Here is an 18408-nt window from a genome sequence, read left to right as displayed (position 1 = left end):
TCGCCCCCATCGGATGGACAGTCGGTGGTGCCGGGTCAGTGCTGGGCGGTCTGGGAGATCAGGCCGGCCGGGCGCAGATCGGTCCAGTGCCGCTCGATGTAGGAGAGGCAGGCCGGCCGGGTGTCGCTCTCCTTCACCACGTTCCAGCCGGCCGGCACGTCGATCGCGGCGGGCCAGAGCGAGTGCTGGTTCTCGTGGTTGGTGAGCACCAGGAAGGTGCCGTCCTCGTTGTCGAAGGGGTTGCTCATGGTGACCTCCGTGGGGTGGGTTTCCTTGTGGACGGGCGTCAGTCCGCCCATGCCTGCTCGATCCGCAGCGCCACCGGCAGCAGCCGGGATGTCTCGGGTGGGCCGAACACCGACACGCCGACCGGCAGTCCGCCGCGGCGGTCGAGCGGCAGCGTGAGGTTGGGGTAGCCGGCCAGGGCCGCCGGGGTGGAGCTGCCGGGGGCGCCCGGGTCGCCGAGCTCGTAGTCGATCCGGGGAGCGGGCTCGTTGGTGGCCGCGAGCAGGGCGTCGATGCGGTGCTCGCGCAGGGTGCCGTCGATCAGCGCCCTGGCCTGCTGCTTCGAGCGGTCACGGGCGTGTACCGCGCGTTCGCGCTCCTCCTCGCCGAGCAGCTGGGCCTGCTCGAACAGGTCCTGGCCGAACAGCGAGAGCTCCACCGGATCGGCCCGGTTTCCCTCGATCAGCGCCGCCAGGGTCTGGGGGGCTCCTTCCCGGTCGCGCAGGTACGCCTCCAGACTGGGACGGAACTCGGCGTACATCGCGAGCAGTCCGTCCTCCAGGGTCCGCCGCTCCACGGCGAAGTCGACGGGCAGTACCGCCACTCCGGCGGCACGCAGTTCGTCGGTCGCCGACTTGAGCACGGTCTCGGTCTCGCCCGGCATCCGGGGCACTCGCCACAGGCCGAGCCTCAGTCCCTCCGGCACGTCGTCCTCCGGCGGGGGCCGGCCGGTGAGGACGGCGAGGGTCAGAGCGGCGTCGGCCAGCCGGGCGGCGAGCAGTCCGACGGTGTCCTGCACCTGCGAGATCGGCACGATGCCGTCCAGCGGCAGCAGACCGGTCTCGGTCTTCACGCCGACCACTCCGCAGAGACCGGCTGGTGCGACGACCGAGCCGTCGGTCTCGGTGCCGAGGGCGAGCGGCGCCATCCCGGTGGCGACCGCCACCGCGGATCCCGAGGAGGAGCCGCCGGGGCTGCGGTTGGCGCCGTACGGGTTGCAGGTCTGGCCGCCGACTCCCGACCAGCCCTCGGTGGCCCGGGTGGAGCGGAAGTTGGCCCACTCGGAGAGGTTGGTCTTGCCGAGGATGACGGCACCCGCCGCCCGGAGTCTGCTCACCACCTCTGCGTCGCGCCGCGGCGGGCGTCCGGCCAGCAGCCGGGAACCGGCGGTGCTGGCCAGCCCGGCGGTGTCGATGTTGTCCTTGACCAGGACCGGGATGCCGTCCAGCGGGCCGAGTCCGGCTCCGGCCGCGTGCCGGCGGTCCGAGGCGGCGGCTTGGTCCAGTGCGGTGTCGTCCACCGCGAGGACGGCCCGCACCAGCGGGTTGACCTCGGTGATCCGGTCGAGGCAGCGCCGGGTCAGCGCCACGCTGGTGAGCCGCCCGGCCCTGAGTCCGGCGTGCAGTTCGGGGATGGCGGGGAAGGCCCTGGGGTGGGTGGCGGGGGAGGTCCTGTGGTGTGTGGTGTCAGTCAAGGCGGGCGCTCCTGAGCGATGTGGTGGAGGCGACGACAGCGGTCGCCGCGAGCGCCACGGCCGCGAAGACGTACATCGCGGCGGCGAAGCCGAGCATCTGGATCAGCAGGCCGACCACCAGGTTCGACAGCGGCACGGCGGCGAAGATCATCAGCGACATCACCGACATCACCCGCCCGCGCATCTCCGGGTCGGTCCAGCGCTGGATCATCGAGATCAGCACCACGCTGAACTGACCGGTCACCGCGCCGAGTACGGCGTAGAGCAGCAGGGCGCCCGACAACGAGCCGATGAGGCCGAAGCAGGCCAGACAGATCCCGGCGGCCAGGGTGCCGAGGATCAGCGAGAGTCCGGCGCGCCGTTTGGGCGGCCAGGCCATGTTGATCAGCGAGCTGGCCACCGCTCCGACCGTGTACGCGGTGAGCAGCAGGCCCGCGCCGTCGGCTCCGGCGCCGAGCTGCTTGGCGAGCAGCACCAGTCCGATGTTGACGGGCGGTGCGCAGGCCAGCTCGGTCAGCCCGATCACCAGGATGAGCGTCCGGATCCGGGACTCGCGGAGCACGTAGCCGAATCCCTCGAACAACTGCCGCCGGAAGTTCGGACGTTCGGCCGTGTCACCGGCTGTGGACGGCTTGTCCGCCGTGCCGGGCCCGGCCGTCGGCTCGCGCAGGTACCGGACCCGCCAGGAGGCCGCCGCCGAGACCACGTAGCTGACCGCGTTGGCCAGCGCCACCAGGGGCACTCCGCCGGCCGCGATCAGCCAGGCGCCGAGCGGTCCGCCGGCCGCCTGGCCGCCGCGCAGCCCGAGCACGTACAGCGCGTTGCCGCGGACCAGGTGCTCGTCCTCCAGCAGCAGCGGGCGGACCACGCCGGACGCCGGTACGAAGAAGGCGCCGAGGAAGGACAGCAGGGTGGCGGCGACGAGCAGGATCGGCACCGGAGCGTCGACCAGCAGGGTGAGCAGGGCGGCGACCAGCATCACGGCGCAGCGCAGCAGGTCGGTCAGCACCATGACGCGGCGCGGCCCGTTCCGGTCGGCGATCACGCCGCCGCCGAGCAGCCCCACCAGCCGGGACAGGCTGGCCAGGGCCAGGACCGCGCCCGAGGTGGCCGGACCGGCCTCCCGCACCAGGGTCCAGGTGAGCGCCACGAACCAGGCGGCGTCGCCGAGCTGGGAGAAGCCCATGGCCCCGGTGAAGGACAGGTAGCGCACGCTCAGGGGGCCCCGGTCGCGCCGGGCTTCGGTCTTCTCGGGAATCAGGGCGTCAACCACGGGCGAGCACCTGCTCGCGGTCGTCGGCGGACGGGGCTTCGGCCGTCCGGGCGGGGGCTCCGGGCGTCGGCCAGAGGTCCTCGGTGCCGAGTGCCGCGGGCGCGTACTTGCCGAGCGCGCTGGTGAGCAGCCGCAGTTCCAGTGCGAGGCATTCCACGAGCCGGATCAGGCCGGCTTCCGGGTCCTCGTCCACGGCGACCAGGGCCGCCCGGCCCAGTCCGACGGCGGTGGCGCCGAGCGCCAGGCTCTTGACCGCCCGGGTGCCCTCCCACATCCGTCCGGAGGCGAGCAGGCACTGTCCTCGGTTGCCGATCCTGGCCAGGCACTCGCCCAGCGGCAGGCCGAGCTGGGCGATCGCGGCGGTCGGCGCCCAGCCGGTGCCGCCCTCCGCGCCGTCCACCGTGACCGCGTCGGCTCCGGCCGCCCAGGCGGTGGCCGCCGCGTGGGCGACGTCCCGGCCGGGGTGCAGCTTGACCCATACCCTGACCCGGGGGAAGTTGTTGCGCATCAGCCGGATCTGCTGGCGCAGGATCTCCTGGGTGAAGGTGCCGGGACTGCCGCTGCGCAGCACCAGGTCGGCGTCGGCGCCGAAGACCGGGTCCAGGGCAAACTGTTCGTCGACCCGGGCGGCGGCGGCGCGGTCCAGCACCGTCATGCCGCCCAGTCCCGGCTTGGCTCCCTGGCCCACTTTGAGTTCGAAGGCGAGCCGGCCGCTCTCCAGCAGCGGCTGCGAGGACGGGTCGCTGTAGACCAGGTTCCAGACTTCGGCGTCGGCGTCCTCGGTGCTCTGCTGCACGGCCACGCCGCCGACGTCGTCCGGCAGTTCGTCCAGGTAGGCGGTGATCCGGCCGAGCACCGAGCGCTGGGTGGTCGCACCGGAGCGGTAGCCGGTCATCGGGACGATGTTCTCGCCGATCACCAGGGGGATGCCCAGCCGTCCGGCCTGCCGGGCGGCCGCGAGCACCTGCTCGGTCCCGGCGGCGCGGGTGGAGCCGAAGGCGGAGAGGTAGACCGGGAGGGTGGAGCGGAGGCCGCCGATCACGGTGTCGAGGGCGACGTCGGTGTGGAGCGGCTCGCGGCCCAGCTCGATCAGCTTCTCCAGCCGTTGCGGCATGAAGACCGGCGGGGTCAGCCGCAGTTCGTCCAGCGGGTCGCGGCGGACGGTGCCGGTCTCCGCGCCGAACAGCACGTGGCCGTAGTCCTGTCGGGGTGGGAAGGCGGCCGCCGCACCGAGCCGGGCCCGCTCGCGGACCTGTTCCTCGGGGAAGCCTGTGGTGCTCAGGCCGGTCACGGGGACACCACCCCGGGCAGCTTCGGGAAGGCGTTGGCCTGCCAGGCGCTGTCCAGACCGGCCAGGTAGCGGGTGAAGCGCTCCACACCGATGCCGAAGCCGGCGCTGGCCGGGATTCCCTCGCGCACCAGCTGGAGGTACCAGCCGTACTTCGCCGGGTTCTCTCCGGTCTCCCGCATCCGGGTGACGATCCGTGAGTAGTCGGACTCCCGCTCGCTGCCGCTGCACAGTTCGCCGTAGCCGTCGGGGGCGAGCAGGTCGAAGTTGCGCAGCACGCCGGGGTCGGTGGCGCTCTCCCGGTCGTAGAAGCCCCGGGAGCCCTTGGGGTAGTCGGTGATGAAGAACGGCTGCGGCGAGCGGCCGGACAGCAGCGCTTCGCCGGTCCAGTCGATCTCGGCGTCCTCGCTCTGCGGGTGTCCCAGCTCGCGCAGCTCGGCCACCGCCTGGGCGTGGGTCCGGTGGCCGAATGCCTGGGTGAGCAGCGCGGTGAAGACGCTCGTGTCGCGTCCGAGTCGTTCGAAATCGGCCGCCGACTCGGTCACCACCCGCCGCACGATGTGCCGGACCAGCTCCTCCAGGACCTGGGTGATCTGCTCGCGGGAAGCGCCGGCCATCTCCACGTCGATCTGGTGGAACTCGGCCAGGTGACGGCTGGTGCTGGCGGTCTCCAGCGGCTCCAGGCGGACGTTGGGAGCGATGCAGAAGATCTTGTCGAAGGCCAGCAGCGATGCCTGCTTGTAGAGGATCGCGCTGGTCATCAGCTTGTACTTGTGGCCGTAGTAGTCCACTTCGACCTGCTTGGAGCCGCGGATGCCGGGGTCGGTGACCGGGCCGATGATCGGCGGCAGCATCTCGGCGAACCCGGCCCCCGTGAGGTACTCGCGGGCGGCGGCCAGCATCCGCTGCTGAATCCGCAGGACCGCGGTCGTGGTGGGGGAGGTGAGGTGCAGCCGCGGGTCGGCCGGGGGCAGCAGGCCCTGCGTGCCCGGGTTCGGGGGCATGGTGGTGGTCATCGGGTGTACTCCTCTGACGGGTGGATGGTCTGCCGGTGGGTCAGTGCGTCCGGGCGGTGACGCATGCGCGGTGCGGTCTCCAGGGCCCTGCGGTCGTAGGTGCGCTCGACGTGGGAGAGCGAGGTCAGCAGGTCCGCGGAGGTCATCCGGCGGCCGCCGGCGCTCCGGGCGGCGCCCCGGACCGGCATCGCGCCGGTGTCGGACCAGTGCAGGCGCCCGGCGGAGTCCAGGTAGCTGCGGGTGCGCCCGGCGTTGTCGGGGTGCAGGCAGTACGGGACGTCCAGCAGGCCGAGCGCGAAGGCGCTGATCAGGGCCTGCCCGATGTCCGGGTCCAGGTCGAGCACGGTGTCGATCAGGGCCCGGGCCTCGGCGTGGACGCCCGTGTCCTGGACGGGGGTGCCGATCGGGGCGAGCCGCTCGGCTTCGGCCGCGGCGGAGGCCGACTCCAGCGCGGCGACGTTCTCCGCGATGGTCGGGATCCGGTGCGCCTCGGCGGCGGTCTTGACGATGAGCCGGGCGGCTCCGGTCCGCACCGCCAGCCGGGCGGCCTCGTCCAGCAGCAGTCGTGCGCCGCCGGGCGAGCGCGGGTATACGCCCATGTACGTGTAGATGACGATGTGCCAGTCGAGCCCTGCCAGCAGTTCCCCGGCGATCCGGCCGAGCGCGGTCACCGCCTCCTCGTCCTGCCCGGGATGGGTCTGCTGGGCGTAGCTGAGTGACACGCTGCGCAGTCCGTGCTGCCGGAAGAAGAGTGCCTCCAGCACGCTGATCGCGATCAGCAGCGAGGGCGGGCAGAGCTGTCCCATCATGCAGCCGCCGAAGGTCTCCAGGTGCGGCTCCTCGCCGGCCCCGCGCAGCCCGGCCAGCAGCTCGCAGCAGTGGCGCCAGTTGGCGACCGACTGCGCCAGCGGGGTGCGGCTGTAGGGCAGGCAGTAGGAGACCGGGCCGCCCTCGGTCGCGGTCAGGCCGACCGCGACCAGGGCCTCGAAGATGTCCTGCGGGGCGGCCGAACCGTGCCGGACCTGCACGGGGAAGCCGGCGCCGGCGACCCCTTCGGTGACCGCGCCGGTGGTGGCGGTGTTGTAGGCGACGATCGGGTAGCCGTTCAGCGCGACCCCGTCGGCCAGTGCCCGGCGGGCCGTCTCGTGGGCGCCGACCCGGGTGTAGCTGTCCAGCGTGATGGTGCCGACGGTGGTCGCGGCGGCCTGCCGGGTGGCGAGCAGGCCCTCCCGCATCGCCTGCGGATCGCTCATGCCCATCCGGGGCTGCACCACCAGCCGGCCCGAGCTCCGCGCGGCCCGGACGAAACCGCCGAAGCCGTCGCGGGTCCGGCTCCGTGTCGGAGCACCGCTCGGGGCGCTCACCGCGGCACGCCGGCGGGCAGCGCGCGGACGAAGTCGCGGAAGCCGACGATTCCGGCGCTCTCCTCGAACACCGCGTCGAACCCGGCCTTGACGAGCTCGTCCACGTGTCCGTCGTGTTCGCCTCCGGTGATGCCGAGCTTGCCGCCGATCACGATGGGCGTGGTGCGCAGCTCCACGCAGTCGCGCAGTCGGCGCACCACGCGCCGGCCGTCGTTGAAGCCGTGGCCGTTGACGGTCGAGACGACGATCAGGTCGGGGCGCCGGGTGCGGCACTCGTCGACCATCAGCTGGTCCGGTACGCAGGCGCCGAGGTTGGTCACCCGGTGCCCCGACTCCTCCAGCAGGAGCTGCAGGTAGATCAGGTTCCAGGTGTGCGCGTCGGACGCCACGCTGGTGACCAGCACATCGAGGCGGGGCGGAGCCTCGGCTGGGGGTGGGCAGGGCGGGGTCGCCAACTCCATGATCGACTCTCACTCGTGGTTTCGGGGCAGGCCGGACCGGCGGATCACACCGGCGCGGGTGGCTTGGTGGTATTGCCGGCGCGACGCCGGAAGAACGGTGCTCGTGTGCCAGGTGGCGGAGAACCGGACGGAATTCAGGTCGTCATCCGTGTTTCCGCCTTCGCCTGTTCCGGTCCGTCAGTTTTCTGCGGTGTCCGGCGGCGTCCGGCCGGGTGGTGCGGGGGCGGCATGAGCCGCGCTCCCCGGTGATGGTGGTGCGGGGGCGGTCAGCCCCAGCCCAGATCGCCGTTGGGGCTGGGGGTGGCCGTGGGCTGAACGGTGGCGGTGGGGCCGGGAGTGCTGTCGGCGCCGGCCGGGTGCTGACCGGAGAAACCGGCGGAGAAGATGAAACCCGGCACGGCAAATGCGGCGACAATGAATATGGCGACGGCAACGGGCATCCTGCGGTTCATCGTTTCCCCTCGGCTTCTCGGTGGCCGTTCGGCTTGTTCCCGGCACATTTGATTTTTCGCCCGGCCGGAATGCCTGTGAAGGGGAGCAGAGGCTCGTGAGTACGCCATGACGCAGATGCGAGGGCCCCGTAGTACGGCAAAACGGATATATCGCCCATTCTTCGTCAACCTGTACAACCAAAGCCTGAGCGATATCATTTGTCGCTGCTGCCGCCGCAGCGATTCTCGACGTTGAGTGGGGAGTTATGAAATTCAGCCAAGCGGAGTCCGGCGTCACCTCAATACTCCACAAGCTCGGTTCCCAGGCGCTCGAGGTATTCCAGCACGTGGTGGAACATCAGCAGGTCGACGGCGACGAATTACGCGACCGCTTCGATCCGGCCGAAGGACCGGACGGCGGGGCCGTCGTCGACCGGCTCATCGAACTCCGGCTGCTGAAGCGGTCGGTCACCAGACCGGGGATGCTGGTCGCCGGCCTCCCGGAGGCCGCGTCCGGTGAACTGCTCGCCCCCGTCGTGCGGCGGCTCAACGAGTGGGGCAGCCAGGTGGAGGCGGCCAGGGAACGGCTGGCCGCCTTCCAGCGGGTCTACGACCTGGCCCGGCCGGCGGCGGGGAGTTCGGGCGGCGTGAAGGCGCTGGACGACCTCGACGAGGTGCGGGCGGTGATCACCGAACTGGCGGCCGACGCCAAGTACGAGATCCTCACCTCGCAGCCCGGCGGCGCCCGCAAGGACGAGGTGCTGAAGGAGTCGCTGGCCAGGACCGAGAGCGTGCTGGGCCGGGGCGTGCGGATGCGCACGCTCTACCAGCACACCGCCCAGTTCAGCACGGTGACGGTCGAGTACGTGGAACACGTCTCGCAGCTAGGCGCCGAGATCCGCACCCTCGGCGACGGCTTCATGCGGATGCTCGCCTTCGACCAGACCGCCGCCGTCATCGCCATGCGCGACAGCGAGGTCGGCGCCCTGCTGCTGACCGACCCGGGCCTGCTCGACTTCGCCATCGGCGCCTTCGAACGCGCCTGGACCAGCGCCACTCCGTTTCCCGAGAGGTACAGCCAGGAACGGGTCCTCGCGATCTCCGACGACATGAAGCTGGCCATCGTCCGCATGCTCATCCAGGGCCTTGAGGACCGTGCCATCGCCCGCCGCATGGGCATCTCGCTGCGCACCTGCCAGCGCCATGTCTCCGACATCATGGACAAGATCGGTGCCCGCAGCCGCCTCCAGGCCGGCTTCCTCATCCACGAGATGGGCCTGCACCTGGAAGCCCCGCCGGAACAACAATGATGTCCGGTTTTTTTAAAGGCGGGCCGGCCGGGCCATGGATCATTCTTTCCGGGGCCCCTACCCCCTCTGTCGAAGGAATGTGAACCCGCTCTTTCGCCGGTGGAATCGCCGGATGACCCCCACTCCTTTCCTGGTCGCCCCGCGAAGCCAGTTGTTTTCCGGCCATCCGATGGCGGATTCGTCGCAGGGTGAAGGCCATTACGAGAATTGCGCAGGCGGCCACCGCGAGTGCGCCGAGGGGCCAGCGGGTGTACGCCGTCGTGCCGCCGTAGCCCAGGGCCACGTACAGCGTGGTCCAGGATGCCTCGGCGAGGATCATGGCGCGGACGAAGCCACCGACGCGCATGCCGCTCGTGGCCGCGCCGACCGTGCCGGTGAAGCGGCCCGCCGGCAGGTAGCGGAGCACCAGCAGGAGCGCCCCGCGGCCCTTCAGCCGGGCCGCGACCGTGCGGACCGTTGTGGAGCGCCGGCCCAGCGGGAGGCGGCGGGCCGCCGCGTACAGGAGCAGGTCGCCGCTGAGGGCGCCGGCGAAGACGGCCGCCCAGACCAGGGGCAGCAGCAGTTGGCCCTGGGCGGCGAGGGCTCCTCCGGCGAGTACCAGGGCGCCGTTGGGTACGAGGGGGGTGGCGAGTGCGGCGGCCACCACCAGGTAGTACCAGGCGGCGAGGTCGGGTCCGGACAGCAGGTCCATTCCTGTCCCCCCTTCGTCCGGCGCCCCGCCGGCCGCCCCTGTTCCACGTTAGGGACGGGACGGTCCCGGCGACAGCACCCCTGCCGTACGACCGGGGTTCAGCCAGCTGCACCCCGGCTCGTCCTGAGCAGTTCGGCGGTGCGGAAGGCGAGGTCGAGGGACTGGCCGTGGTTGAGGCGGGGGTCGCAGACCGTCTCGTAGCGGAGCGGGAGGTCGTGCAGGCCGAGCTCGCCGCTGCCGCCGACGCACTCGGTGACGTCGGTGCCGGTGAGTTCCACGTGGATGCCGCCGGGGTGGGTGCCGAGTGCGTGGTGGACCTCGAAGAATCCGCTCACCTCGTCGAGGATGTCGTCGAAGCGGCGCGTCTTCCGGCCGTCGGGTGCGGTGAAGGTGTTGCCGTGCATCGGGTCGCAGACCCAGGCGGCGCGGACTCCGTCGGCGGTGGCCTTCTCGACGAGGGCGGGGAGGCGGTCGCGCACCCGGTCCGCGCCCATCCGTACGACGAAGGTGAGGCGGCCCGGTTCGCCGCGGGGGTCGAGCCGGCGGGCGTAGGCGAGGACTTCGTCGGGCTCAGTGCCGGGGCCGATCTTGACCGCGACCGGGTTGTCGATGCCGGCGAAGAATTCGACGTGGGCGCCGTCCAGGGCCCGGGTGCGTTCGCCGATCCACAGCAGGTGACCGCTGGTGGCGTACCGGCGGCCGGTGCCCGGGTCGGTGCGCACCAGTGCCGATTCGTAATCGAGGAGCAGGCCCTCGTGGCCGGCGTAGAACTCCATGGTGCGCAGGGCGGCGGGGTCGGCCCCGCAGGCGCGCATGAAGAGCAGGGAGCGCTCGATCTCGTCGGCGAGGGCTTCGTAGCGGCGGCCCGCGAGTGAGGAGTCCACGAAGCCGCGGTTCCAGGTGTGTACCTGGTGGAGGTCGGCGTAGCCGCCGGTGGTGAGTGCTCTGAGGAGGTTGAGGGTGTTGGCGGAGGCGTCGTACATCCGCAGCAGCCGGCCGGGGTCGGGGCGGCGGGCGGTCTCGGTGAACGCGACGTCGTTGACGGCGTCGCCCCGGTAGGCGGGCAGGGTGACGCCGTCGCGGGTCTCGGTGGGGCTGGACCGTGGTTTGGCGAACTGCCCGGCCATCCTGCCGATTTTGACGACCGGCACGGCGGTGGCGTACGTGAGTACGACCGCCATCTGGAGCAGGGTGCGCAGTTTCGCCTCGATGGCCTGGGCGGAGAGGCCGTCGAAGGCTTCCGCGCAGTCGCCGCCGTGCAGCAGGAACGCCTCGCCCCGGGCCACGGCGCCGAGGCGTTCGCGCAGCCGGTCGCATTCCTCCGCGAAGACCAGTGGGGGTGCGGTGGCCAGGTGTGCGGTCACCTCGCGCAGCCGGTTCTCGTCGGGCCATGGTGGCTGTTGGGCGGCCGGCCGGGACCGCCATCGGTCGGCGGCGCCTTCCGCAGCAGCGTCGGTCATGTCAACTCCCGCTATTTCGCTGGTATCTGACGCCCAGGCATATGGGCCGTGGGACATGCAATCCGGAGGGCGTGTCCGGGGGCAACGGAGGCGGGCAGTGGTCCGCTGTCCCGTGCCGTGAGTGGCCTGCGGGGCCGGGCCCGGCGGGGCGGGTTGCCTAGCATCCCGGCATCTTCCAGCACGTCCCGGCACAACGAGAGGAACGCGATGCCAGACGCCCCGGCCCGGGCGGCGAGCAGGCTGCTCCGGGTCCGCCTGACCTCCGCCCCGCTGCCCCCGCACGATCCGCTGGCCCTGTACAGCGCACTCGTCGCCGAGTCCGGGCGGCGCGAGGTCTTCCTGTTGGAGAGCCTGTCCGGGCCGGAGGACGACCGCCGCCCGGCCGTGGTCGGTCACGGCCGGCTCGCCGAGATCCGCGTCTTCGCCGCGTATGTCCAGGTGGAGGGTGCCGACGTGGTGCGCGCCGCGCTGGGGCGGGCGGCGGTCGCGGCGGGCCTGCGCGGTGAGCCGGGGGGCCTCGGCGGCGGTGACGGCGGTGACCGGTTTCTGTTCGACGGGCCGGCGCCGATGTGGGACTTCCTGGCGCGGGCCCAGGCGCTCTTCGGCGTCGAGACGGATGTGCCGTCCTCGGAGTTCGCGTTCGGGTTCCTCACCACGGTCGGCTACGCGGCCGCCTGGCACATGGAGTCGCTGCCGGTGCGGGAGGATCCGCAGCGGGGCGGGCCGGATCTCACGCTGACCCTGTTCCGCGAGACCGTCCGGTACGACCACCGCTCGGGCCGGGTGATCCATCTCGTCGCCACCGGTCCGGACCTCCCCGCGCCGCCGGGGCCCGATGTGTACGCGCTGGCGGTGCGGGCGGCCGGTCTGCCCGCGCCGGGCTGTCCGGCGGCGCCGGCGCCGGTGAGCGTACGGGACTCCGTGGACCGGGAGACGTTCCTCGGGTGGGCGGCGCGGTGCCTGGAGCACATCGGGGTCGGTGACATCTACCAGATCCAGATCGGTCACCGCGTCGACGTGACGACCGGGCTGCGGCCGGAGGAGGTGTACGCGCGCCTGCGGTTCCGGAACCCCTCCCCGTACATGTATCTGTGCCCGCGCGGGGACAGCACTCTGATCGGGGCCAGTCCCGAGCTGCACATCCTGATCGAGGGCGACCGGATCCGGATGCGGCCCATCGCGGGGACGGCGCGGCGCTGTGACGATCCGCTGGAGAACGAGCGGCGGGTGAAGGAGCTGCTGGCCAGTTCGAAGGAGCAGGCCGAGCACGTGATGCTGGTGGACCTGTGCCGCAACGACATCGGGCGGGTGTGCCGGCCGGGGACGTTGTCGGAGGACGCGCTGATGACGGTGGAGGAGTTCTCCCACGTCTTCCATCTCGTGTCCACCGTCAGCGGGCGGCTGGAGCCGGGGGTCACCGTGTGGGAGGCGCTGGCCGCGACGTTCCCGGCGGGGACGATGACGGGCGCGCCGAAGCTGCGGGCGATGGAGATCATCGACGGGCTGGAGCGGGAGCCGCGGGGTATCTACGCGGGCGCGGTGGGTCTGGTCGATGTGCGCGGGTGGTGCGAGCTCGCGCTGTGCATCCGTACGGTCGTGCACTCCGGCGGTACGTACGCGACGCAGAGTTCGGCGGGTGTGGTGGCGCAGTCGGTGCCGGAGGCCGAGTGGCAGGAGACGCTCATCAAGATGGGCGCCGCCTACTGGGCGCTGACGGGGGAGGAGTTGCGGTGAAGGTCCTGCTGGTGGACGCGTACGACAGTTTCGTCCACATCATCGATCAGTATCTGCGGACGCTGGGGGCGCGGACGGAGGTCGTCCGGTCCGGGACGCGGACGCCGGAGCAGCTGGCGGAGTCGGCGCCGGATGCCGTGGTGCTCGGTCCGGGGCCGGGGCATCCGGCGGCCAGTGGCCATGTGGAGCTGGTGCGGCACTTCGCGGGCCGGGTGCCATTGCTCGGGGTGTGTCTGGGGCATCAGGCGATCGCGCTGGCCTTCGGGGGGCGGGTGGCGGTCGCCGGTCATCTCATGCACGGGCGCAGCAGCACGGTGGTGCACGACGGGTCGGGTGTGTTCGAGGGGCTGCCGGAGCGGACCGTCGTGACGCGCTACCACTCGCTGATCGTGGAGCGGCCGCTGCCGCCGGTGCTGCGGGAGACGGCGTCCTCGGTGGACGACGGCTATGTGATGGGGCTGGCTCACCGTGATCTTCCGGTCGAGGGTGTGCAGTTCCATCCGGAGAGCATTACGACGGAGGCGGGGCTGCGGTTCTTCGAGAACTTCCTCGCCCGGGCGGCGGGCGTCCCCGCCGGGTGACCGTCGGGGTCGCGTCACGCCGTGCGCGCCCGTCGTCCGTCGGTCAGGCCGGCGCAGACCTCGCCGAGTACCCGCACCGCCTCCGCGAGGGCGGTGCGGGTCGGTGAGGCGTAGCCGACGACGAGGGTGGGGCGGGCCAGCCAGGGGCGGTGGTGGTACGCGCGGCCGCCGCGCACCAGGACGGAGTGGCGCCTGGCCCCGGCGACGAGCGAGGGTTCGTCCACGCGGTGCGGGAGCTGGAGGCAGGCGTGCAGTCCGGCCGTGGCTCCGGCGATCCGCGCTCCGGGGAGGTGCCGGCGTACGGCCTGGTGGAGTGTTTCGGCCCGGGTGCGTAACCGGGCGCGCCGACGGCGCAGGTGGCGGTCGAAGAGGCCGGTGGCGAGGAACTCGGCGAAGGCGAGCTGGGTGAGCGCTTCGCAGCCCAGGTCGCGGCGGGCGCGTGCTTCTTCCAGCGGTCCGTGGAGCCGGGGCGGGACGGCCAGCCAGCCGAGCCGCATGCCGGGGGCGAGCGACTTGCTCGCGGTGCCGGCGTACAGGACGCGGGAGGGGTCGAGGCGTTGCAGGGCGGTGGGGCGGCGGCCATGCGTCAGCCAGAGGTCGCCGTCGTAGTCGTCCTCGATGATCCAGCCGTCCGCCTCCTGGGCCCAGCGCACGAGCGCGGCCCGGCGTTCGGCGGAGAGGACGACGCCGGTGGGGAACTGGTGGGCGGGGGTGACGAGCACGGCGCGGGCGCCGCTGCGGGCGAGCGCCGTCACGTCGATGCCGTCCTCGTCCACGGGCACGGGCAGGCAGCGCAGCCCGGACTCGCCGATGAACTGGCGCTGCCGGGGGTGGCAGGGGTCCTCGACGGCCAGGGTGTCGATGCCGAGGCGGGGCAGCACTTCGCACACCATGCCGAAGGCCTGGGCGAATCCGGCGACAACCATGACGTGTTCGCGTGCGGTGTGCACCCCGCGCGCCCGTCCGAGGTAGCCGGCCAGTTCGGCGCGCAGCGGGGTGAGCCCGGACAGCGGGGGGTAGCCGAGATCGCGCGGCTCCATGCGGCGTACGGCTCTCTGGTACGCGGTCAGCCACTCGCGCTCCGGGAAGGCGGCCGGGTCGGTGGTGTGGGCGCGCAGGTCCCAGCGGGCGACCGGCTCGGGGCGGGTGTCGGCCAGCAGGGTCGGCGTCTGGGCCGCCGCCGTGAGGTGGGCGGCGACGCGGGTGCCGGAGCCGTGGGCGGCTTCCAGGTAGCCCTCGGCGACGAGCTGCCCGTATGCCTCGACCACCACGCTGCGGGAGAGCCGGAGGTCTTCGGCGAGCTGCCGGCTGGACGGCAGCCGGGTGCCGGGGTGGAGGGCTCCGCCGGTTATCTCCCGCTTGATGCTCTCCTGGATCTGGACGGTCAGCGGGAGCTCGTGCTCCCGGCTCACGTCGATGAGGGTGTTCCACGGCATGGTTCGGGGCTCACTTCCGGGTCGGGCACGCGCGTGTACTGGTAACTGGTCCGGCGACGGCGCGGCCAACTGGTCTTCGGGCGGGCGGATTCCGGCACGAGACTGAGGCGCGGTCACGTTGGGGAATCAGGCGCTGGAAACACGCCGGGGAACACGGAGGAGACGTCCCGTGACGGAGCATTCGGATCCGGCCGGCTGGCCCGGCCTTCTCGCCTCGCTGCTCGGCGGCCGGGCGCTCACCTCGGAGAGCACGGCCTGGGCGATGGACCAGGTCATGCGCGGGCTGGCCTCGCCCGCCCAGCTCGCGGGTCTGCTGGTGGCGTTGCGGGCGAAGGGCGAGACGGCCGAGGAGGTGCTGGGGCTGGTGCGGTCGATGCACGCGCACGCGGTGCGGCTCGATGTGCCCGGTCCGGCCCTGGACATCGTGGGTACCGGTGGCGACGGGTCCGACAGTGTCAACATCTCGACCATGGCGGCGATCGTGGCGGCGGGCGCGGGCGCCCGGGTCGTCAAGCACGGCAACCGTTCCGCCTCCTCGGCGTGCGGTTCCGCGGACGTGCTGGAGGAGCTGGGGGTGCCGCTGCGTCTGCCGCCCGGGGCGGTGGCGCAGGTCGCCGCGGAGGCCGGCATCACCTTCTGCTTCGCGCCCGTCTTCCATCCGGCGGTCCGTCACGCGGCACCGGTCCGGCGGGAGCTGGGTGTGCGGACGATCTTCAACTGCCTGGGACCGCTGACCAATCCGGCGTCGCCCACGGCCCTGGCGGTGGGGGTCGCGGACCCCGCGCTGGCTCCGGTCGTCGCGCGGACGCTCGCCCTGCGCGGGGTGTCGGCGCTGGTGTTCCGGGGTGACGACGGCATGGACGAGCTGACGGTCACCACTACCTCCCGGGTGTGGTCGGTGCACGGCGGCGAGGTGCGCGCCGAGTCGTTCGATCCGCGGGACGCCGGGGTCCCGTTCTCGCCGGACGGTGCGCTGCGCGGCGGTGACGCGCGGTTCAACGCGGAGGTCGTACGGGCGGTGCTGGGCGGCGAGCGGGGCGCGGTGCGTGACGCGGTGCTGTTGTCGGCGGCCGCCGGGCTGGCCGCGCTGGACGGGGCGGTGGCCGGACGGCCGGTCACCGGAAGCGTCACGGAGCGCATAGCGGCGGGTCTGGACCGGGCGGCGCGCGCCGTGGACACGGGGGCGGCGGCCGGTGTGCTGGACCGCTGGGTCGCCGTCTCCGGAAAGCTGGCGGGCGCCGCGGGCTGATGGTGCGGCGCCCACCGGGTGGTTACCGGCCGGCCGGGACCGTGCGCCCCGCTTCGAGCAGGGCGGTGACGGCGGCGGACGGCCGGCCGGACCTGACGAGGCTCTCGCCCACGAGGACGGCGTCCGCGCCGAGGGCGCCCAGGTGTGCGACGTCGTCCGGGCCGCGCACCCCCGATTCGGCGACCGTGATGACGTCGTCCGGGACCCGGGGGGCCAGCTGCCCGAACAGCGAGCGGTCGATGTCCAGGGTGCGCAGGTCGCGGGCGTTGATGCCGACGACGCGGGCGCCCGCGGACAGGGCCCGGTCCAGCTCCCAGCGGCTGTGCACCTCCACCAGCGGGGTCATGCCGAGGGAGACCGCCCGGTCGACGAGGTCGGTGAGTTCGGGCTGGCGGAGCGCCGCGACGATGAGCAGGACCAGGTCGGCGCCGCAGGCCCGGGCCTCCCACAGCTGGTACGGGGTGACGTGGAAGTCCTTGCACAGTACGGGTGTGCGGACCGCGTCCCGTACGGCCACCAGGTCCGCCTGGGAGCCGCCGAAGCGGCGGCCCTCGGTCAGCACGCTCACGGCGGCCGCGCCTCCGGCGGCGTAGTCGGCGGCGAGGGCGGCCGGGTCCGGGATGGCGGCGAGGGGTCCCTTGGAGGGGCTGCCGCGTTTGACCTCGGCGATGACCTGGACGCCCGTCGGGCGCCGCAGCGCGCGGGCCGCGTCGAGCGGGGGTGCCGCGCGGTGTGCGAGGTCGACCAGGTGGTCGAGGCCCCGTTCGCGTTCTCTGCGGGCGGCGTCCTCGCGGGCGCCGGCCACGATGTCCTGGAGTACGTTCACGTCCGTCTCCTGCCGTGGGGTTCAGAGGGCTTTGAGGTGGCGTGGCCGGGGTTCGATGCCGGCCGGCCGGAGTGGGGGCGCCTCGGCGGTGGGGGCGTCGTCCTCGGGGGCGTACCGGTCGATGAGCCACAGCAGCGGGGCGCTGAGCGCGGTGGTGGCGAGCGCCATGATGAACAGGGCGAGGAAGAGCGGCGGGGTGAGGATGCCGGCCTGGTAGCCGGTCTGGAGCGCCGCGATCTCGGTGAGCCCGCGTACGTTGAGCAGGGCGGCGAGCCGCATGCTGGTCGCGGGAGGGCTGCCCGCGGCCCGGGCGCCGAGGTAGCTGCCGGTCAGTTTGGCGCCGACCGCGAGGGCCAGGGCGAGGACGACGGCCTGCCAGGAGAAGTCGCCGAGCGGGGCCGCGCCGAGGGACATCCCGGTCACCGTGAAGAGCAGCGGCAGGACGGCCCGGCCCCAGCCGCCGACGGTGCGGGCGGCGCCGGTCCAGGCGCCCCGGCCGTCGTCGGACGGCAGGGCGAGGGCGATCAGCAGGGCGCCGAGGACATCGGTCAGCCCGAGCCGTTCGGTGACGAGGACCGCGGCGACCGCCGCCGTCGCGGTCAGCGCGAGGGGCACGGTGCGGGGCACGCGGGCGGCCCAGGCGCGGGCGGATGCCGTGCCGCCGGCCCGGCGTACGGCCCAGGCGAGGAGCAGGCCGACGGCGAAGGCGGTGTACGGGTCGGCCTTGCCGCCGCCCGCGGCGAGGCTCACGGCGACGGCGAGCAGCATCCAGGTGATCGCGTCGATGGAGACGGCGACGGCCATGGAGAGCCGGCCGACGGGGGTGTGCATGAGCTCCCGGTCCGCCAGGATGCCGGCCAGGACCGGTACGGCGGTCACGGCCAGGGAGACGCCGAGCATGAGCACCAACGCGCTGGTGGGGGCGTCACCGCGGAGTTGCGGGCCGCCGTGGCGGAGCACCCAGACGGCCAGTAGCGCGCCGCAGCCCAGCGGGAGCAGCGCGGAGCCGGCCGCGGTGAACGCGACGGTGCGGCCGCGCAGTTGCCCGGTTCCGGAGCGGATCTCGTGGACGGCGCCCACGAGGAACAGGGCGAGTGCGAGGTGGCCGGCCTTCTCCAGCAGGGACCAGCCGGTGAAGTCGTGTGGCCGCCAGTCGAGTTGGGCGGCCAGGACCCAGCCGAGCAGCAGGGAGGCCATGATCTCGCCGACGATCTCGGGCTGGCGCAGCAGCCGTGCCAGCCGGCGGCCGAGCAGGGCCGCGGGGACGATCAGCGCGAGCGTCGCTACGGCGGGGATGTACGAGAGGCCGTCCACGGGCCTTCCTCTCTGGGATGCCGCCCCGCGGCGCGCACGCCCGCGCGCCCGGCACCGTTGTGCCGGTGCGGGGCGTGCGGATGCGGCGTGCGCGGGCGGGGCGGTGGCGATCGTTCCGCGATCGGCGGCTCGACGGCGCGGGCCGCGGGGAGCACCGGGGGTGGCGGCACGCGCGGCCCGGTCGTGCCCCTGGCAGGGCATGACCGGGCACCCGGTCGGGGCCGGGCGGCCGGCCGGGCCGGTGTGCCCGTCCGGCCCTGACGTGCAGCATCCTG

Annotated in this window: 17 protein-coding genes; 4 read left to right on the top strand and 13 right to left on the bottom strand. The window is 72.9% G+C overall.

Translation table 11 applies throughout. The features are described 5' to 3' along the window. Nucleotides 1–35: 35 nt before the first annotated feature. The 8 genes from ACZ6C6_RS28095 to ACZ6C6_RS28060 all read right to left on the bottom strand — a co-directional run bounded on the left by ACZ6C6_RS28095 (nucleotide 36) and on the right by ACZ6C6_RS28060 (nucleotide 7553). Nucleotides 36–248, bottom strand: coding sequence for an MbtH family protein (locus ACZ6C6_RS28095; protein ID WP_469206524.1), 213 nt, complete (start codon nucleotides 246–248; stop codon nucleotides 36–38). 38 nt (nucleotides 249–286) lie between these two features. Then, a complete protein-coding gene (locus ACZ6C6_RS28090) occupies nucleotides 287–1699 on the bottom strand; it encodes an amidase family protein (protein ID WP_469206523.1) in 1413 nt (470 codons plus the stop codon). After that, nucleotides 1692–2972: an MFS transporter gene (locus ACZ6C6_RS28085; protein ID WP_469206521.1), complete on the bottom strand. Its 1281-nt coding sequence runs from the start codon at nucleotides 2970–2972 to the stop codon at nucleotides 1692–1694. The genes ACZ6C6_RS28090 and ACZ6C6_RS28085 overlap by 8 nt, the downstream gene beginning before the upstream one ends. Continuing rightward, on the bottom strand, nucleotides 2965–4263 hold the full coding sequence (locus tag ACZ6C6_RS28080; protein ID WP_469206519.1) for a glutamate synthase-related protein: 1299 nt from the start codon (nucleotides 4261–4263) through the stop codon (nucleotides 2965–2967). Before ACZ6C6_RS28080 ends, ACZ6C6_RS28085 begins: the two co-directional genes overlap by 8 nt. Further along, nucleotides 4260–5276 (bottom strand): asparagine synthetase A, encoded by a 1017-nt coding sequence (locus ACZ6C6_RS28075; protein ID WP_469206517.1) that lies wholly within the window; start codon nucleotides 5274–5276, stop codon nucleotides 4260–4262. The genes ACZ6C6_RS28080 and ACZ6C6_RS28075 overlap by 4 nt, the downstream gene beginning before the upstream one ends. Further along, nucleotides 5273–6640, bottom strand: coding sequence for a methylaspartate mutase (locus ACZ6C6_RS28070; protein ID WP_469206515.1), 1368 nt, complete (start codon nucleotides 6638–6640; stop codon nucleotides 5273–5275). The genes ACZ6C6_RS28075 and ACZ6C6_RS28070 overlap by 4 nt, the downstream gene beginning before the upstream one ends. Further along, nucleotides 6637–7101 carry a cobalamin B12-binding domain-containing protein gene (locus ACZ6C6_RS28065; protein WP_469206514.1) on the bottom strand — a complete coding sequence of 155 codons (465 nt, stop codon included), beginning with the start codon at nucleotides 7099–7101 and terminating at the stop codon, nucleotides 6637–6639. The genes ACZ6C6_RS28070 and ACZ6C6_RS28065 overlap by 4 nt, the downstream gene beginning before the upstream one ends. Before the next feature lie 266 nt (nucleotides 7102–7367). Further along, nucleotides 7368–7553 (bottom strand): hypothetical protein, encoded by a 186-nt coding sequence (locus ACZ6C6_RS28060; protein WP_469206512.1) that lies wholly within the window; start codon nucleotides 7551–7553, stop codon nucleotides 7368–7370. Between the two features lie 326 nt (nucleotides 7554–7879). Here ACZ6C6_RS28060 and ACZ6C6_RS28055 point away from each other — a divergent pair, with 326 nt between their 5' ends. Then, complete coding sequence (locus ACZ6C6_RS28055) at nucleotides 7880–8842, top strand: helix-turn-helix transcriptional regulator (protein WP_469206510.1); 963 nt, start codon at nucleotides 7880–7882, stop codon at nucleotides 8840–8842. Here the strand turns inward: ACZ6C6_RS28055 and ACZ6C6_RS28050 are convergent. Continuing rightward, a complete protein-coding gene (locus ACZ6C6_RS28050) occupies nucleotides 8793–9533 on the bottom strand; it encodes a DedA family protein (protein WP_469206508.1) in 741 nt (246 codons plus the stop codon). The genes ACZ6C6_RS28055 and ACZ6C6_RS28050 overlap by 50 nt on opposite strands. Before the next feature lie 98 nt (nucleotides 9534–9631). Next, entirely contained in the window at nucleotides 9632–10993 is a 1362-nt protein-coding gene (locus ACZ6C6_RS28045) for a class II 3-deoxy-7-phosphoheptulonate synthase (RefSeq protein ID WP_469206506.1), read from the bottom strand. A 207-nt stretch (nucleotides 10994–11200) separates the two neighbouring features. Here ACZ6C6_RS28045 and ACZ6C6_RS28040 point away from each other — a divergent pair, with 207 nt between their 5' ends. After that, nucleotides 11201–12727 carry an anthranilate synthase component I family protein gene (locus tag ACZ6C6_RS28040; RefSeq protein WP_469206504.1) on the top strand — a complete coding sequence of 509 codons (1527 nt, stop codon included), beginning with the start codon at nucleotides 11201–11203 and terminating at the stop codon, nucleotides 12725–12727. Beyond that, the gene (locus ACZ6C6_RS28035; protein WP_469206502.1) at nucleotides 12724–13308 is read left to right on the top strand and encodes an anthranilate synthase component II; all 585 of its coding nucleotides are present in this window, start codon (nucleotides 12724–12726) and stop codon (nucleotides 13306–13308) included. Before ACZ6C6_RS28040 ends, ACZ6C6_RS28035 begins: the two co-directional genes overlap by 4 nt. Before the next feature lie 14 nt (nucleotides 13309–13322). Here the strand turns inward: ACZ6C6_RS28035 and pdxR are convergent, their stop codons facing one another. Further along, entirely contained in the window at nucleotides 13323–14744 is a 1422-nt protein-coding gene (gene pdxR / locus ACZ6C6_RS28030) for a MocR-like pyridoxine biosynthesis transcription factor PdxR (protein ID WP_469206500.1), read from the bottom strand. Between the two features lie 169 nt (nucleotides 14745–14913). Between pdxR and trpD the strand changes: the two genes are divergently transcribed. Next, nucleotides 14914–15993 carry an anthranilate phosphoribosyltransferase gene (trpD, locus tag ACZ6C6_RS28025; protein ID WP_469206498.1) on the top strand — a complete coding sequence of 360 codons (1080 nt, stop codon included), beginning with the start codon at nucleotides 14914–14916 and terminating at the stop codon, nucleotides 15991–15993. A 22-nt stretch (nucleotides 15994–16015) separates the two neighbouring features. On the opposite strand, the gene trpC is transcribed toward trpD, so the two are convergent. After that, nucleotides 16016–16819, bottom strand: coding sequence for an indole-3-glycerol phosphate synthase TrpC (trpC, locus tag ACZ6C6_RS28020; RefSeq protein WP_469206496.1), 804 nt, complete (start codon nucleotides 16817–16819; stop codon nucleotides 16016–16018). Nucleotides 16820–16840: 21 nt separating this feature from the next. Then, a complete protein-coding gene (locus ACZ6C6_RS28015) occupies nucleotides 16841–18133 on the bottom strand; it encodes a cation:proton antiporter (protein WP_469206494.1) in 1293 nt (430 codons plus the stop codon). Nucleotides 18134–18408 lie beyond the last annotated feature (275 nt).

This window comes from Streptomyces sp. NPDC041814, assembly GCF_055590565.1.
Note: the sequence above shows the minus strand (reverse complement) of the source record. Positions and strands in the feature narration are given on the sequence as shown.

Bases quoted from the DNA above. Each gene is read 5' to 3' on its own strand.
- ACZ6C6_RS28095 (WP_469206524.1), bottom strand. From the start codon at position 248: ATGAGCAACCCCTTCGACAACGAGGACGGCACCTTCCTGGTGCTCACC.
- ACZ6C6_RS28075 (WP_469206517.1), bottom strand. From the start codon at position 5,276: ATGACCACCACCATGCCCCCGAACCCGGGCACGCAGGGCCTGCTGCCC.
- ACZ6C6_RS28065 (WP_469206514.1), bottom strand. From the start codon at position 7,101: ATGGAGTTGGCGACCCCGCCCTGCCCACCCCCAGCCGAGGCTCCGCCC.
- ACZ6C6_RS28060 (WP_469206512.1), bottom strand. From the start codon at position 7,553: ATGAACCGCAGGATGCCCGTTGCCGTCGCCATATTCATTGTCGCCGCA.
- ACZ6C6_RS28050 (WP_469206508.1), bottom strand. From the start codon at position 9,533: ATGGACCTGCTGTCCGGACCCGACCTCGCCGCCTGGTACTACCTGGTG.
- ACZ6C6_RS28045 (WP_469206506.1), bottom strand. From the start codon at position 10,993: ATGACCGACGCTGCTGCGGAAGGCGCCGCCGACCGATGGCGGTCCCGG.
- ACZ6C6_RS28040 (WP_469206504.1), top strand. From the start codon at position 11,201: ATGCCAGACGCCCCGGCCCGGGCGGCGAGCAGGCTGCTCCGGGTCCGC.
- pdxR (WP_469206500.1), bottom strand. From the start codon at position 14,744: ATGCCGTGGAACACCCTCATCGACGTGAGCCGGGAGCACGAGCTCCCG.